At 39.1% G+C, this 16,449-nt stretch carries 16 protein-coding genes; 14 read left to right on the forward strand and 2 right to left on the reverse strand.

All coding sequences use genetic code 11. The annotated features are described in order from the left end of the window. The first annotated feature begins 12 nt into the window (after positions 1-12). The 13 genes from QFZ28_RS24850 (at position 13) to QFZ28_RS24910 (ending at position 13,551) form a co-directional block, all read left to right on the forward strand. Positions 13-1,005, forward strand: a complete 993-nt coding sequence (locus tag QFZ28_RS24850) for a Gfo/Idh/MocA family protein (protein WP_307197318.1) — start codon at positions 13-15, stop codon at positions 1,003-1,005. 123 nt (positions 1,006-1,128) lie between these two features. Beyond that, positions 1,129-2,361, forward strand: a complete 1,233-nt coding sequence (mtnK, locus tag QFZ28_RS24855; protein ID WP_307197319.1) for an S-methyl-5-thioribose kinase — start codon at positions 1,129-1,131, stop codon at positions 2,359-2,361. Between the two features lie 5 nt (positions 2,362-2,366). After that, positions 2,367-3,431, forward strand: coding sequence for an S-methyl-5-thioribose-1-phosphate isomerase (gene mtnA / locus QFZ28_RS24860; RefSeq protein WP_307197320.1), 1,065 nt, complete (start codon positions 2,367-2,369; stop codon positions 3,429-3,431). Positions 3,432-3,729: 298 nt separating this feature from the next. After that, positions 3,730-4,458, forward strand: coding sequence for an amino acid ABC transporter ATP-binding protein (locus QFZ28_RS24865; protein ID WP_133371458.1), 729 nt, complete (start codon positions 3,730-3,732; stop codon positions 4,456-4,458). A 17-nt stretch (positions 4,459-4,475) separates the two neighbouring features. Further along, entirely contained in the window at positions 4,476-5,282 is an 807-nt protein-coding gene (locus QFZ28_RS24870) for a transporter substrate-binding domain-containing protein (protein ID WP_307197321.1), read from the forward strand. An 88-nt stretch (positions 5,283-5,370) separates the two neighbouring features. Further along, the gene (locus QFZ28_RS24875; protein ID WP_307197758.1) at positions 5,371-6,009 is read left to right on the forward strand and encodes an amino acid ABC transporter permease; all 639 of its coding nucleotides are present in this window, start codon (positions 5,371-5,373) and stop codon (positions 6,007-6,009) included. A 13-nt stretch (positions 6,010-6,022) separates the two neighbouring features. After that, entirely contained in the window at positions 6,023-6,685 is a 663-nt protein-coding gene (locus QFZ28_RS24880) for an amino acid ABC transporter permease (protein ID WP_045514849.1), read from the forward strand. Between the two features lie 179 nt (positions 6,686-6,864). After that, positions 6,865-7,578, forward strand: a complete 714-nt coding sequence (locus tag QFZ28_RS24885) for a class II aldolase/adducin family protein (RefSeq protein ID WP_307197322.1) — start codon at positions 6,865-6,867, stop codon at positions 7,576-7,578. A gap of 157 nt (positions 7,579-7,735) precedes the next feature. Further along, positions 7,736-8,902 (forward strand): TraB/GumN family protein, encoded by a 1,167-nt coding sequence (locus QFZ28_RS24890; protein WP_307197323.1) that lies wholly within the window; start codon positions 7,736-7,738, stop codon positions 8,900-8,902. 141 nt (positions 8,903-9,043) lie between these two features. Next, positions 9,044-9,667, forward strand: a complete 624-nt coding sequence (locus tag QFZ28_RS24895) for a histidine phosphatase family protein (RefSeq protein WP_307197324.1) — start codon at positions 9,044-9,046, stop codon at positions 9,665-9,667. Positions 9,668-9,908: 241 nt separating this feature from the next. Next, positions 9,909-11,102 carry a hypothetical protein gene (locus QFZ28_RS24900; RefSeq protein WP_307197325.1) on the forward strand — a complete coding sequence of 398 codons (1,194 nt, stop codon included), beginning with the start codon at positions 9,909-9,911 and terminating at the stop codon, positions 11,100-11,102. 28 nt (positions 11,103-11,130) lie between these two features. Further along, complete coding sequence (locus QFZ28_RS24905) at positions 11,131-12,372, forward strand: Zn-dependent hydrolase (protein WP_307197759.1); 1,242 nt, start codon at positions 11,131-11,133, stop codon at positions 12,370-12,372. Between the two features lie 3 nt (positions 12,373-12,375). Continuing rightward, positions 12,376-13,551 carry an amidohydrolase gene (locus tag QFZ28_RS24910; protein WP_307197326.1) on the forward strand — a complete coding sequence of 392 codons (1,176 nt, stop codon included), beginning with the start codon at positions 12,376-12,378 and terminating at the stop codon, positions 13,549-13,551. A gap of 118 nt (positions 13,552-13,669) precedes the next feature. On the opposite strand, the gene QFZ28_RS24915 is transcribed toward QFZ28_RS24910, so the two are convergent. Beyond that, positions 13,670-14,263 carry a YesL family protein gene (locus QFZ28_RS24915; RefSeq protein WP_307197327.1) on the reverse strand — a complete coding sequence of 198 codons (594 nt, stop codon included), beginning with the start codon at positions 14,261-14,263 and terminating at the stop codon, positions 13,670-13,672. 107 nt (positions 14,264-14,370) lie between these two features. On the opposite strand from QFZ28_RS24915, the gene QFZ28_RS24920 reads away from it, so the two are divergent. Further along, positions 14,371-15,078 (forward strand): HAD family hydrolase, encoded by a 708-nt coding sequence (locus QFZ28_RS24920; protein ID WP_307197328.1) that lies wholly within the window; start codon positions 14,371-14,373, stop codon positions 15,076-15,078. 131 nt (positions 15,079-15,209) lie between these two features. Here QFZ28_RS24920 and QFZ28_RS24925 read toward each other — a convergent pair whose 3' ends face one another. Next, complete coding sequence (locus tag QFZ28_RS24925; protein WP_307197760.1) at positions 15,210-16,331, reverse strand: GntR family transcriptional regulator; 1,122 nt, start codon at positions 16,329-16,331, stop codon at positions 15,210-15,212. Positions 16,332-16,449 lie beyond the last annotated feature (118 nt).

A 16,449-nucleotide genomic window follows, 5' to 3' on the forward strand; every position in this document is an offset into this window, starting at 1 on the left:
GAGGTAAACAAGATGGAAAAAGTTAGATGGGGAATTTTAAGCACCGCAAAAATAGCTCAAAAATCATTAATCCCAGCATTTGAACGTGCGCAAAATGCTGTGGTCGCAGGAATTGCCTCAAGCAGTGGAAAAGCTGAAGAGGCAGCAGCGCAATTTAATATAGCTAAGTCATACAGTAATTATGAAGAAATGCTGCAAGATCCAGAGATAGACGCAGTCTATATCCCGCTGCCAAATCATTTACATAAAAAGTGGACGCTAGAAGCGGCCAAACATGGAAAGCATATTCTATGTGAAAAGCCAGCTTCTTTAACAGCGGACGAAACGAAAGAAATGGTTGAGTTTTGCCGTGAGAAAAATGTTAAATTTATGGAAGCCTTTATGTATCAATTTCATCCCCAGCATGAACGGGTAAGAGAAATCATCAAAAGTGGCGAGATTGGTGAAGTTAAATTCATGCGGGCTAGCTTTTCATTTTTGCTTGCCCAGCCAGAAGGCAATATAAAAACGGACCCAAATAAAGGCGGAGGCAGTCTCTATGATGTTGGCTGTTATGCCATTCATGCCATACGGAATATAGTTGGTGCAGAGCCAGTAGAAGTCCACGTTCATGCTAATATAGATTCAGATTATCAAGTAGATACATCCGCCTTCGGTTATATGCAATTGGAAAATGGTGTTCATGCTCATTTTGATTGCAGCTTTGATATGGTTTTTAGAGCAGAGTATGAAGTGATTGGAACCGAGGGTCAGATAAAGGTTCCAAGAGCGTTCCGCCCAGATAATCAAGGGGGAGAAGGACTTGTTATAGTTCTAAAAGAGGGAGTAACAAGAGAAGAAAAAATAGTTGCTGATATTTATCGAGCTGAGGTTGAGCATATTTCGCAAGTAATCTTGGAGGATGGCGAACCTTCTTATACAGGCGAAAACGCCATTCAAAATATGCGTGTCATTGAAGCTTGTTATCAATCTATAAAAACAGGAAAAAGTATTAAATTAATATAATAAAAAGCAGCATAATCCCTATGAATGATTAGGGAATATGCTGTTTTTTTATTTCGCCTAGTTTTATTTTCAAATAAAAACATAAACATACTATAAAAAGAAATAAATTGGAGGGGTTTTGTAATGAAGGATTTCACAGTTGATTATTTCACCATGACGGAACAAGACGCAATGGAATATGCAAAAGCAATCAATCTTTTTCCAGAAGATGCGGAGTTGACGTGTAAAGAAATTGGCGATGGTAACTTAAACTATGTTTTTAAAATAGTTAACATAAAAAACCATCAATCTATCATTATCAAACAAGCGGGACCAGTGGCACGAATCTCTGATGAATTTAAACTTTCACCAGACCGCAATCGAATTGAAAGTGAAATTCTCGGACTCCAATATAAACTAGCACCTGGTTTTGTACCGAAAGTATACAATTATGACCCGATAATGAATTGCACGGTAATGGATGATTTATCAAATCATGAGATTATGAGAACAGCATTATTGAAACATAAGAAGTTTCCGCTTTTTGCTGACCATATTACTACTTTTCTAGTCAATACCTTATTATTAACCTCAGATGTTGTCGTGGAACACAAGGAAAAAAAAGAACTCGTTAAACAATTCATTAACCCAGAGCTTTGTGAAATAACAGAGGATTTGGTTTACACAGAACCTTTTTATGATTGCCCTCGTAATGAAGTGTTTGAGGGGTCAAAGGAATTTGTAAAAGAAGTCATCTGGAATGATAAAAAATTAGTACTTGAGAGTGCTAAATTAAAATTCGAGTTTATGACGAATGCTCAGTCGCTGCTGCATGGCGACCTTCATACTGGATCTATTTTTATAAAAAAAGATTCTACCAAGGTAATAGATCCTGAATTCGCTTTTTATGGACCTGCCGGCTATGATATCGGGAATGTGATTGCTAATCTTATCTTTGCATATGCAAATGGTAAGTTTACCATCGAAGATAAGGAAACCCGGGATGACTATATAAATTACCTTATCACCACGATTAAAGATGTTATAAATTTATTTACGGTTAAATTCAACAAAACTTGGGATGAAAAAGCGACTGAACGAGTTGCACGCTATGAAGGATTTAAGGAATATTATTTAGATACGATATTAAGAGATACAGCAGCTGTAGCGGGACTTGAACTTTTACGAAGAATCATCGGGCTGGCGAAGGTGAAGGATATCACCTCCATTCAGGAGCGTGAAGCAAGAATCCGGGCAGAAAAAATTTGTTTAACCGCTGGAAAAACATTTATTTTAAGTCGTCAATCCATCAAAACTGGAGCAGATTTTATCAATGTGATTCAATCTGCTGAACTTTCATCTGTGAAAGGGGCTTAAACGTCATGCAAAATCCAGTTACGGTTATACAATCTGTGAGACTAGATGATGAGAATGATACATTAGTATTATTAGATCAAACACTTTTACCAAACGAAACAAAATTCTTAGAATTGAAGGAAATGGAAGATATATGGGAAGCGATTTATCAACTAAAAGTCCGCGGGGCACCAGCAATCGGGATTGCTGCAGCATATGGCGCCTATTTAGGAACAAAGAAATCGACTGCAGAAACCTATGAAGCGCTTTTTGCGGACTTTACAAAGGTGAAGGATTACTTAGCCACTTCACGGCCAACGGCTGTAAACCTGTTCTGGGCATTAAAACGGATGGAAGAACGATTTAAACAAGAAGCAGGGAAAAGTGTGGCGAAAGTGAAGGCAGCACTGAAAGAGGAATCTGAAAACATCCGTGCGGAGGATGAAAAAATCTGCGAAGCGATTGGAGAGCATGCATTATCCTTGCTGGAGCCAGGCTGGGGAATCCTAACCCATTGTAATGCGGGAACAATCGCAACAGCCAAATATGGCACGGCATTAGCACCGATTTATTTAGGTCAGGAAAAAGGTTATAACTTTAACGTCTACGCGGATGAAACAAGACCATTGCTCCAAGGTGCCCGCTTAACGGCTTGGGAGCTGCAGCAGGCAGGAGTGGATGTTACGTTAATTTGTGATAATATGGCTTCCATTGTAATGAAGGAAGGCAAAATTCAAGCCGTGCTAGTCGGCTGTGACCGTGTCGCTGCAAATGGCGATTCAGCGAATAAAATAGGAACATCTGGCGTTGCGATACTCGCAAAGCACTACAATATTCCTTTTTATGTTTGTGCACCGTTATCTACAATTGATTTAGAATGTAAAACAGGGGATGACATTCATATCGAATTGCGCCCTTCTGAGGAAATCACAACGAAATGGTATGAGCAATCGATGGCACCGGAGGGTGTTCAGACTTATAATCCAGCCTTTGATGTTACCGATCATTCATTAATCACGGGGATTGTCACGGAAAATGGAATTGCATACGCACCATATACCGAAAGTCTTCCAAAAATGTTTAAAAAATAATACGTTTAACTGAGTCTAACTGATAAATTTTGAAGTGCCATTAAAAAATTTAAAAGCCGAATTGACATTCGGTTTGACATAGTAATGGGTATATTAAAAATGCAAAACCTCGCCACAATCTTGGCGAGGTTTCTTTTTGATTCCACTTTACTAGATAGTATTAAAAGCCTATAAAAAAACAGGTAATTTGTCACGATTTGACATTTTTGACAAAACATGACTATAATTTACTTAATTCTGAAAATTTTTAAAAGTAGAAACTCGATATTTGATAGGTTTTGTAGTCAGGAGGTCAAGCATGATTGTATTTAATCAGGTAAATAAGTTTTATGGAGATTTTCAAGTCTTAAAAGATATTAATCTCACAATCAATCAAGGTGAAGTAGTTGTCGTAATAGGTCCATCCGGTTCAGGGAAAAGTACTCTGTTGCGTTGTATCAATCACCTGGAAACAATCTCTGACGGGACACTCACCGTAAATGGGATATCTGTAGGGGATAAAAAAACAGATATCAATAAGCTAAGGCGCAATATTGGAATGGTTTTTCAGCACTTTTATTTATATCCCCACAAAACCGTGCTTGAAAATATCACTCTTGCTCCTATGAAAGCATTGGGCCAATCCGAAAAAGAAGCTAAGGAAACAGCCCGACATTATCTTGAAAAGGTAGGGATATTGGATAAGGCTGAATCTTATCCTTCTCAGCTATCCGGAGGCCAGCAGCAGCGTGTAGCAATTGCCCGAGGCCTTGCAATGAAACCAGAAATTATGCTTTTCGATGAACCCACCTCTGCACTTGATCCCGAAATGATCGGGGAGGTTTTGGATGTAATGAAAACCTTAGCCAGGGAAGGCATGACAATGGTCGTAGTAACTCACGAAATGGGCTTTGCCAGGGAGGTTGCCGACCGAATTGTATTTATGGATGCAGGAAGAATTTTAGAAGAAGCAGTTCCGGCTGAATTTTATGAGAATCCACGTGAAGAACGGGCTCGCTTATTTCTCAGCCGTATATTAAATCATTAACCAAGGGGGAAAATGGAATGTTCAAAACAAAAAAATTCGTAAAAATGGCATTAGTAACAATACTAGCTGCCTTATTTCTTGCCGGTTGCGGCGGGGACAAGGCCTCTACTGATAGCAGCAAGGATGTACTAGCCCAGATCAAGGAAGACAAAAAAATTGTATTTGGCGTAAAACATGACACGCGTTTGTTTGGATTAAAAAACCCATCGACAGGTGAAGTGGAAGGGTTCGATATCGATCTTTCAAAAGCGTTGGCAGTAGAAATGTTTGGCAAGGATGTTAAGCCTGAGTTCGTTGAGGTTACTTCGAAAACGAGGGTAGGTCTCTTAAATAATGGTAAGGTTGATGCAGTTGTCGCTACGATGACGATCACGGAAGAACGCAAAAAAGAAGTTGATTTTACGGATGTTTATTTTGATGCTGGGCAATCATTGCTTGTGAAAAAAGGCAGTAAGATTCAGAGCATTGAAGACTTGAAAAAAGGCACAAATGTACTTGCTGTAAAAGGCTCTACTTCTTCAATAAATATTCGTGAGAAAGCGCCTGAAACAACTGTACTTGAATTCGAAAACTATGCTGAAGCCTTTACAGCACTCAAGGCAGGTAAGGGTGATGCCCTGACTACAGATGATTCCATCCTTTATGGTATGGCAGAAGAAGATCCGTCATTTGAATTGGTCGGAGGAACGTTTACAGAAGAGCCCTACGGAATTGCTGTTAAAAAAGGAAATAAAGAGCTTGTGGATGAGTTGAATAAAGCCTTAAAAAGCCTGAAGGATTCAGGAAAGTACGATGAGATTAAGGATAAATGGATTAAAAATTAATTAATAATACCAGGTTTCTCATCAGGATGGGCTAATCCGTATGCAATCTTTTCGGACGGCTCATCCTGATTATTTAGGAGGAGATCGTTTGCTGGATTTCTCGATATTAACAACTAATATGGATTCATTTTTAGAAGGATTAAAAATAACCGTCATTGCTAGTTTAATAGCTTTATTAGGAAGTTTTATTTTGGGAACACTTCTTGCTGTTATGCGTATTGCCCCGTTTAAACCCCTTAACTGGTTGGGGACGGCATATGTTGAATTTATTCGTAATATACCAGTTCTGGTTATCGTGTTTTTCGCTTATTTGGCTGGTAACTTTGGCGGGATGACTGCAGGGACAATCGGGTTGACCATCTATACAGCCGCTTTCATTGCCGAAGCCATCCGTGCCGGAATTATGTCTGTACCAAGAGGGCAAATGGAAGCTGCCCGCTCGACAGGATTAACTTACGGTCAGGCAATGAGAATGGTTATACTCCCTCAGGCTATTAAGATCGTCATACCTCCCCTTGGCAACCAATTTATCAATTTAGTTAAAAATTCATCCTTGTTAGCAGTTGTGGCAGGAGGGGATTTAATGTATCAGGGGGATTTAATATCTGCAAAAACGTACGTAACCTTTGATACCTATGTTTTTGTTGCCTTATTTTATTTAATTTTAACTATTCCTTTAAGTCTTGGCGTAGGATATTTAGAAAAACGCTTGGCAAGAAGTAATTAAGGAGGTGCGCAAGATGGATTTTCTAGCACCGTTCATTGAAGTATATACACCTGAACATTTTAAATTTTTGCTGGAAGGATTTGGGGTAACTCTTAAGGTTGCTGCAATTTCAATCGTGCTCAGCTTCATTATTGGAGGTCTTATCGGAACTCTCAGATATGCACGGATTCCCGTTGTTTCTCAATTACTAGCCGTGATTGTCGAGACGATTCGTAACCTTCCTTTGCTGCTAATCATTTTCTTCACCTATTTTGCATTGCCCGAAATTGGTATTGAAATGGAAATAACGACTGCGGCCATCGCAGCATTGACGGTTTTTGAATCAGCCATGCTGTCAGAAATTATCCGAAGCGGTTTAAACTCGATCGAAAAAGGACAGATTGAAGCAGGACGTGCGTCTGGCCTGAACTACATCCAGACATTACGCTTTATTATCATGCCCCAAGCTCTGAGAAGAATGGTTCCTCCTATTGTCAGTCAATTTATTTCTTTACTTAAAGATACATCATTAGCCGTCGTCATCGCGTTACCCGATTTATTGCACAACGGACAAATTATTTACGCACAAAAGGGATCGTATGTAATACCTGTTTTCGTAATTGTAGCATTGATGTATTTTATCGTTAATTATGCTTTGTCACTAGTTGCACGAAGGTTAGAATTAAAGCAAGCTTAAGAAATCCGGCTCATTAATAGGGTCGGTTTTTTCTTTTCTTTTTGTTTTTAAAAATTTAAAGTTTATCATAAAAAACAGAAAAAGTTACTAACAAATTGACTGCACAACCATAAAATAAGAATATTGTTAATGGATGATTAAAATTGAAAAATCTCTGTTGAAAAAGGAGTTCAATACATATGCAGGATAACAAACAATACTATTCCGATCTCGAAGCAAGAGAAATGATATGCGAAATTGGAAGAAGAGTATATAACAGAAATTATGTAGCGGCCAATGATGGAAATATCTCGGTAAAAGTGAGCCCTAATGCAATTTGGACAACACCTACAGGAGTAAGTAAAGGCTATATGAGACCAGAAATGATGGTGAAAGTGGACCTATCTGGTAAGGTTCTTTCCGGTAATATGAAACCTTCATCTGAGGTAAAAATGCACCTTAGGGTTTACAATGAAAATCCAGAAGTCAATGCTGTCGTTCATGCACATCCTCCGGTTGCAACTTCGTTTGCAATAGCTGGGATTCCTCTTGATAAACCAGTTTTGCCAGAGGCTATTGTGTTGTTAGGTAATGTACCAGTAGCGCCTTATGCTTTACCTGGAACACTAGAAGTTCCTGATTCCATTGCTCCATATTGCAAGACACACAATGCTGTCCTTTTGGCCAACCACGGGGCCCTGACATGGGGAAGAGATCTGATGGAGGCATACTTCCGAATGGAATCGCTTGAACATTACGCTACTATCCTTATGTACTCTAATAATATTTTGAAAAAGGCGAATGAATTAAATGGTTCACAAATTGCTGACTTAATAAAGATTCGAGAATCGATGGGAATAAAAGCAGGCGGCATACCGATAAGTGAAGTAGATAGGAAAGCTGAAGAAGAATAGCAAAATATATCCAATCAAAATCATTCGGACACTCAGATAGTTTTTCTGGAGGGCGGAATTTATTTTTAAGCCTGTTTGTCACTATTCTTTCTGTTGAAATTCTGTTGGTTGTCCTTCATTATAGGGATAGAGACTTTTTTTATGAAGGAAGTAGATTATGACAGAAGAAAATATAACCCGAATTGATTTGGACGGCAAAGAAATTATATTAATTGGTACCGCTCATGTTTCCAAACAAAGCGTAGAACAGGTTAAAGAGGTTATTGACCGAGAACGTCCGGATTCTGTTTGTATTGAATTGGATGACCAACGCTACAAGTCGATTATGGAAGGCAGCAAATGGAGAGAAACGGATATCTTTAAGGTGATCAAAGAAAAGAAGGCTACACTTCTCTTGATGAATCTTGCCATTTCTTCGTTCCAAAACCGACTAGCCAAGCAGTTTGATACAAAGCCTGGACAGGAAATGATCCAAGGGATTGAATCAGCAAAAGAAATAGGGGCTGAGCTCGTTTTAGCCGACCGTAATATCCAAATTACTTTTTCGCGAATTTGGAGTAATGTTAGCTTTTGGGGTAAAGGACAGCTGCTAACCTCTATTTTCTATAGCATTTTCAATAAAGAGTCTATTTCTGAAGAAGAACTTGAGAAAATGAAAACGCAGGATACATTAAATGCCTCGCTAGCTGAGATTTCGGAAGCGTTTCCTCGATTAAAGAAGCCTTTGATTGATGAACGAGACCAATACTTAGCTCAAAAAATTAAAGAAGCACCTGGTAAGAAGGTGGTTGCGGTTTTAGGTGCAGCACACGTCCCAGGAATTACAAAAGAAATTCACAAAGATCAGGATTTAGAGGCTCTCACTAAAACAAAGCCAAAATCAAGAACACCGCAAATTATCGGCTGGGCCATCCCAGTGCTTATTGTTGCTCTAATTGCGTTTACCTTTTTTCTTAATCCGGCCGCTGGTATGGATCAAGCAATTAGCTGGATACTTTGGACGGGAATCACAGCGGCAATTGGTGCTGCTGCTGCTATGGGACACCCTCTGGCTATTTTATCAGCCTTTTTGGCCGCACCTATTACTACCTTACATCCATTATTGGCAGCAGGCTGGGTTTCGGGGATTGTACAAGCTTATTTCAAACGTCCAAGTGTTGCTGACTTTGAAACATTATCAGAAGATGTTTTCTCTCTAAAGGGCTTTTGGCGTAATAAATTCACAAGGGTCTTGCTCGTCATTATTCTTACCAACATCGGAGGTTCGTTTGGAACCTTTATTGGCGGAGCAGACGTCATACGTACATTCCTTAATAATTTGTAAAAGTGGTTTATATCTGCCACAGTTCTAGGAGCTGTGGTGTTTTTTATGGTTGTAAAAATGTTGTCGAACGTTTACTAGGTGATGGGGCAGCAGGCTGAAGTAGAATAGAAGTAATAGACTAGTAAAAGGGGTTGGAATTGGTTGAATATTTATCTCATCCGCCACGGTGAAGCAGAACATAATGTGGATAAAACAGTGATGGCGCATACCCATGATTCACAGCATAGTTTAACGGAACTGGGGCATAAACAAGCCCAGGTAACAGCTGAATTTTTCAAAACGATTGTCACTCCAAAGACGGTTCTGTACAGTTCACCTTATCTGAGAACAATACAAACCGCTAAGGCAATTCATTCTTTACTGCCAGAAGGAGTTCCATTTTACGAGAATCCCTTAATAAGAGAGTGGGAGCTGGGAAATCTATATGATTTTACAGATCGTCCTCCTGAAAAGAAGAAGGAGTTCAAAGCAGCAGGGCAATTTTATTTCAGGTTTCAAAATGGGGAATCCCTCGCGGATGTATACTTACGTGCGACAATGTTTATGCATACGGTAGTAGAACGTGTGAGGAAGCAGCAGCGCTATGAAAATATAGTGATTGTCACCCATGCAGCCTTTATCCACATGCTTCTAACCTTCCTGATGAATTGGCCAATAGAGGATTTAAAAAATTTCAAACCGGTAGAAAACGCTTCTGTGATTAAAATAAATGAAGTAGATGGAGATTACCAGTACGAGAAAATTTTCGTACCAGTCGTTAACTAAAACCAAACAATATACCCTCAATCATTCGATTGGGGGTATATTGTTTTCTTGGAATAATTTCATTTTTTTCTAATATAGAAAATTAATAGTTTGATTGATGAAAAACAAGATGAAAACGCTTGCGATAATATTTCCAATTATTTTAATTGACTGAAAAGTATAATTATATTATTATTCTAGTAATAATAAATCTTTCGCAAAACGAAAATTTAGTAAAACTAACCAGAAAGAAGGGACTTATATGTCACAGATGTTAGCTTTAGTTATTCTTTTGGCCATTTTATTTATTGGAGATTTAGTTGCCGTACGAACAAAGGCATGGGTACCTTCTATATTCGTATGCGCTGTTTTGTTCCTTTTAGGCTATTGGACATTCTTCCCGCAAGATATCGTCGCATTAGCAGGAGTACCACCTGTGGTTGCAACCATGATGATGTACTTATTAATTACCAATATGGGAACTTTATTATCACTTCAAGAATTGAAGAATCAGTGGAAAACGATTGTAATTGCTCTCTCAGGGATTTTGGGAATCATTGCCATATTATTTGGAATTGGCACATTCCTTTTCGGCTATCAGACAGTCGTTGTAGCTATTCCTCCTTTAGTAGGTGGAGTTGTGTCCGCCTTAATCATGTCTGAAGGTGCTAAGGAAGCAGGACTTGCTTCATTATCTGTATTCGCCATCGTTATTTATGTTATGCAGGGCTTTGCGGGATATCCGATCACATCTATCGTTTTGAAAAAAGAAGGAAAGAGACTTCTGCAGCAATACCGCAGTGGAAAACTTGCGCTAGAGGCACAAGGTAAAGCTGCAGCTGCAACAGCGGTTGCTAAGCCTGAGCTAAAGCTTTTTAAGAATATGCCTGAAAAGTATAATACAGATTTCTTTAAGTTTTTGAGGCTTTCATTGGTCGCATACCTAGCTTATTTAACTTCAACACTATTAGCTCCAGTGGTTTCAATCAGCCCGTTTGTACTTTGCTTATTGTTCGGGGTCATTGCCACTAGTGCTGGATTCCTGGAAAAGCAGGTTTTACAAAAAGCAAATGGTTTCGGATTTGCCATCTTGGCGCTTATGCTGTTTATCTTTGACGGATTAAAACAAGCGACACCAAGCATGATGCTTGAAATTATCTATCCTCTTGTAGGTACAATTGTATTAGGGGTAATCGGGATGTATATTTTCTCCTTTATTGCCGGAAAGATTTTAAAAGTAAGCAAAGATATGGCTTTCGCTGTTTCGCTGACAGCATTATATGGATTTCCAGCCGATTACATTATCACAAACGAAGTCATTAAATCCTTAACAGAAGATGAAAAAGAAAGAGAAATGCTGACCAGTAATATGCTGCCTCCTATGCTTGTCGGAGGATTCATCACCGTTACAATGGTGTCGGTAATACTAGCAGGTATCTTTGTAGGATTCTTGTAAGAAGGGATTGGAGTAAATGGAAACAAAAATAGAAACAAATTTAGAACTGGTGCAGGCTAGAATTGAAAGCCATATTGATACATTGAGTACCTTTACCGCTACACCGGGTAAAGGTACTACCCGGCTTACATATAGTCCCGAGGATTTGCAGGCTCGCCAATATATAAAAAGTAAAATGGAAGAATACGGTTTGACGGTCCAAGAAGATGGTTTTGGGAATATTTTTGGGAAGCTTGAAGGAACCTTAAAGGGTGCACCCAGTGTTCTAATTGGTTCCCATTTTGATTCCGTTCCAAATGGCGGCTCCTATGATGGGCCTGCGGGAGTTGTCGCAGGACTTGAAGTCGCGGCGCTTTTTATTGAAAACAAGTTAACACCTAAATATCCTTTAGAAGTGATTGCTCTTATCGAAGAAGAAGGGTCAAGATTTGGCGGCGGACTGATGGGTTCACGCGGAATCGTAGGTTTATTAGATGAGGAGAGTTTTAATCGTTTAAAAGATAAAGATGGAATCTATGCGGTCGATGCCATGAAGAAGATTGGACTCGATCCTTCGCTTCCGAAAAAGAGAGATCCAAAAACCATGAAGGCATACCTAGAATTGCATATTGAACAAGGGCCGATTCTTGAAGAAAAGGATATCCCTATTGGGGTTGTTGAAGCGATTGTTGGTTTGACTCAATTAGAAGTGACGGTAAAGGGGCAGGCCGGACATGCCGGTACCACTCCGATGGATCGTAGAGCAGACGCTTTAGTCACTGCAGCTAAGATGATAGCGCAATTCCCTGACCTTGCCGAAACAGAAGGGGAAGGAACGGTCGTTACTACTGGAAGTTTAAGTGTATTTCCGAATGGAGCAAATGTCATCCCAGATAGGACAGTATTTTCGGTGGACATCCGTTCTGGTAAGGAAGAAAATGTTTTGAATGTGATCCAAAAAGTAAAAGACTTAGCGGATTCTTATAGTAAACAAGGTATTAAAGTGAGTGTTGAGCAGCTTTTATATATACAACCAAAAGAGATGAACAAGGATATTGTCTCCTTGTTAAAGAGAAAGAGCAGTGAGCTGGGTATTCCTAAGTGTTCGATTAACAGCGGTGCAGGTCATGACGCGATGGTGTTTTCCGATTTTACGAATGTAGGTATGTTGTTTATTCCGAGTAAAGATGGGTTAAGTCATTGTCCGGAAGAATGGTCCGACTCAAGGCACATAGCAAATGCTGTTCAGGTTTTATATGAAGCAGCCAAAAAGTTGACGGAGGCGGAATAAATAATGATTCATGCAAAAATTAAAGAAGCGATTCAAACATACAGTGAGGAACTAACAGAATTACGACGAAAACTTCATTCAGAACCTGAAGTATCCTGGGAGGAATTCAAAACTACTCAGTTTATTTGTGAGCATCTTGATGATTTAGGAATCTCATACAGAAAGACTGAACCTACTGGGGTTATTGCGGAGATTCAAGGGGGAAGACCCGGTAAAACGGTGGCCCTGCGTGGAGACATGGATGCATTGCAGGTAGAAGAATTGAACCAAGACCTGCCATATGCTTCAAAAGAAAATGGCAAAATGCATGCCTGTGGACACGACGCACATACGGCCATGTTATTAATCGCGGCTAAAGCTTTAAATGAAATAAGAGAAGAATTACCGGGTAATGTACGCTTATTGTTCCAGCCTGCTGAAGAAGTAGCAGAAGGAGCGAAGGTGTTAGTGGCACAAGGTGCAATGAAAGGCGTGGATAACGTTTTTGGCATCCACATCTGGTCGCAGATGCCTACTAGCAAGGTGGCTTGTACACCAGGACCATCCTTTGCTTCAGCGGATTTATTTAAAGTTACGTTCAAGGGCAGAGGCGGACATGGAGCCATGCCGCATGCATGCATCGATGCAGCAATCGTAGCTTCATCCTTTGTTATGAATGTACAAACCGTTGTATCCAGAACCATTGATGCCCAACATCCTGCTGTTCTAACAGTCGGTAAAATGGTTGTTGGTACAAGGTTCAATGTAATAGCAGAAAATGCCGTAATCGAAGGGACAGTACGTTGTTTCCACCCTGAAACGAGAGACCATATTGAAACCCAGCTCCAGCATTACGCTGACCAAGTAGCTGCAATTTACGGTGCAACCGCAAAGGTGGAATATATTCGAGGAACCAAAGCGGTAATTAACGAAGAATACAGTGCAAACCTAGTTCAAAAAGTTGCCGCAGAAGCATTTGGGGATGATGTGGTCTTTAATGAAAAACCAACCATGGGCGGAGAAGACTTCAGTGAATACCTGGCCTATGCACCAGGAAGCTTCGCCCTAGTCGGCAGCGGCAATCCCGAAAAAGACACAGAATGGGCCCATCACCACGGCAAATTCAACATCGACGAAGACGCCCTTGCCACAGGCGCAGAACTCTACGCCCAATATGCATGGGCATACCTAAATGATTAGCTTGGTGCCTGTCACCACTCGTGGACACTGTCCACCTCAGGCGGACAGTTCCGGAAATAGATAGAGGTTACAAATAAAAATGGATACTGCCGTTGGCGGTATCCATTTTATGCTGCTTTTATTGTTGAGTTGGTTGTAGTTGTTGAATTCTGTCAAAAACGATATTACATAAATGGTAGTTACAATAAGCGTATACACAGAAGATAAACATGAAGGTTATCTTCCAGGTGAATAGGATAAATATTGTTAAGATGAGTAAGACGATAAGAGACAGTGTAACTAGTATATACCTGATTGAGAAGAATAAGGAGTTCTTGATTGCAGTCGTCCAATTAACATTGTAATTTGCGATGGTTGGAAAAATAAAAATGGTGATGAAAAGCATGACTAATCCAATTAAAGTTAAAACAGCTAAGAGTACATATTGGAAAGAGGCAAAGTTTTTCAATAACATAAAATTAAGGAAAAATAGTCCAGCAAAACCAATCCAGATAATCCCTAAGATAAAACTTTGTTTAAAGTTTTCTTTAAAGTATTGGAAAAAATTCCGAAAAACACTATAGTCTTTATGTAATACCCACTGGCGGATCACGCAGAACATTGCCACAGTAGCGGGGAAAATCGTAATGACCGGAAGACAAAATAAAAGCCATAGGAGATTTAATTGGAAAAAGGCCGTTACAAATTCTAGGATTCTGAATAATTGTTTCATGTTAGCTCTCCATATATTTTATTTTCAGTAGTACTATTAAAATACCATACAACTTTTTAAAAAAGAAGTACAAGTGCATTGGTAAAATTATATTTTAGGAGGACAGAATGGCGATTAAAGCAATTTTCTTTGACTTAGATGATACATTACATGACCACCTGCATCCTTTTTTAAAAGCGTTTAATGACTCATTTTCTGATCTTTATGAACAAATGGATGTTGAGTCATTGTACAAAAAATTTAGGGACTTCAGCGATTTGCTATGGAAAAAATATAGTAATCAAGAATTGTCGTTAGAAGAACTCCGGATAGCTAGAATTGTAATGGCATTTGAATATTTTCAAAAGAGCATTACAAATGAACAGGCAAGTGATTTCCAAGCCCATTATGAGTTGAATTTAGACAACCTCCAGTTATTTGAAGAGGTTCCGGAACTAATAAACATTATAAAAGCTAAGGGTAAACTTGTTGGTATCATTACAAATGGGCCAGTCCAACATCAGTTTAATAAAATTAGCTCACTTGGCCTTACAAGTTGCGTTTCTAGAGAACACATCTTCATTTCTGATGAAGTAGGAGTAGCAAAACCAAATAAACAATTATTTCATCATGTAGCACAAAAAGTTAATTTGATACCAAGTGAGATTCTATATATTGGGGACTCCTGGCCTAACGATGTTGTGGCACCGATGGAGGCGGGTTGGCAGGCAATTTGGTATAACCACCGAAAAAGGCTGCCAGATACCCACCATAAACCCTTAGCAGTAATTGATCATCTTCTATCCATTATTGATATTTTAGATAAAGACATTTAATAAAGTTATTGTAATAGGACAATCCATAGGAAACAAAAAACACACCATTTGAGTGTGTTTTTGTTCAAATATAAATACTTCTCCAGTAGTAAAAGCCTTAGCCAAATTAGAGATTCCCTATTACCTTATTCTTATATAGCCAGATCTGCGCTTTTTACAGGAGCAGTAGAACTTCTCACTATCAACTCAGGTTCATAAACCACAGATTGAGGATTATTGTCCCTTCCTTCTACGGCTGAAACGATCCTCTTCGCTGCCTCAATCCCCATATCCATTTTAGGGTGGGCGACAGATGTTAGTTTCACTTCAAAGGCCTCAGCTAGAAATGAGTCATCATAACCAACAATTGAAACATCGTCGGGAACACTTATTTGAAAAGTTCTTAGTACATCTACAACCATCAGAGCTAATTGGTCATTGTAGCAAACAATTGCCGTGGGTTTTTTATCTGATGAAAAAATGTCCATTAATTGACCCTTTACTTTTTCTTTCATGTCTTCGGTTGAGTAGGAGATAACCATGTCTGGGAAGAATGTAATCCCGTGTTCCCGGAATGCGCGGATGAAGCCCTGCATACGGTTAACTCCTTGAAGATCATCCGTTTTAAATAATCCAATAATCTTGCGATGACCGAGGTTAATTAAATGTTCAGTTGCAATATATCCTCCGTGTTCATCATTAACAACAATATGTGGAGGGGCTAACTGTGGATAAAACTGATTAATCATTAAATATGGAATATTATGCTGTTCTAGTTCCAAATAGTAGTGAATGTTAGGGTTATAAACACTACTTTTTGTTGGTTCAACAATAAGTCCATCGATATTTCTGCTTAACATAGTTTGTAGGCACTGTTTTTCTTTTTCAATGTCGTTATCCGTACATGCAAAGGTTAACGAATAACCCTGGTCCGTAAGATAGGATTCAATTCCTCTGATTATAGACGGGAATATATAGTCGGAAATATAGGTTGTTATTACACCGATATTTTTACCATTCGTTTGAGGAGGCAGAACCGTTTGCTCAACTTCTTCCTGTTTAAATGAACAAAAGGTTCCAGCTCCTTGTTCCCTATAAAGCCATCCCTCATGTACTAAATCGCCGACTGCCTGACGAACTGTATGCCTGCTGACACCGAACATTTTAACAAGTTCATTTTCCGAGTAAATTTTTTCACCAGGCTTAACCTTCCCACTGGTGATCCAATCCGTTATCTTTTCTTTCACCATAATGTATTTGGTTTTTTGCGCCATTGTGTCACCACTTTCTATATAAACAATTTTATTACGTATACGTATAAACATAAAATAATGCACTACAGAAGAATAAAAAAAATTACTTTGTTTATTATACATATCTATTATACCTTAA

Origin of the sequence: Neobacillus niacini (assembly GCF_030817695.1) — a bacterium.
In the GTDB taxonomy this organism is placed as follows: Bacteria; Bacillota; Bacilli; order Bacillales; family Cytobacillaceae; genus Neobacillus; species Neobacillus niacini_F.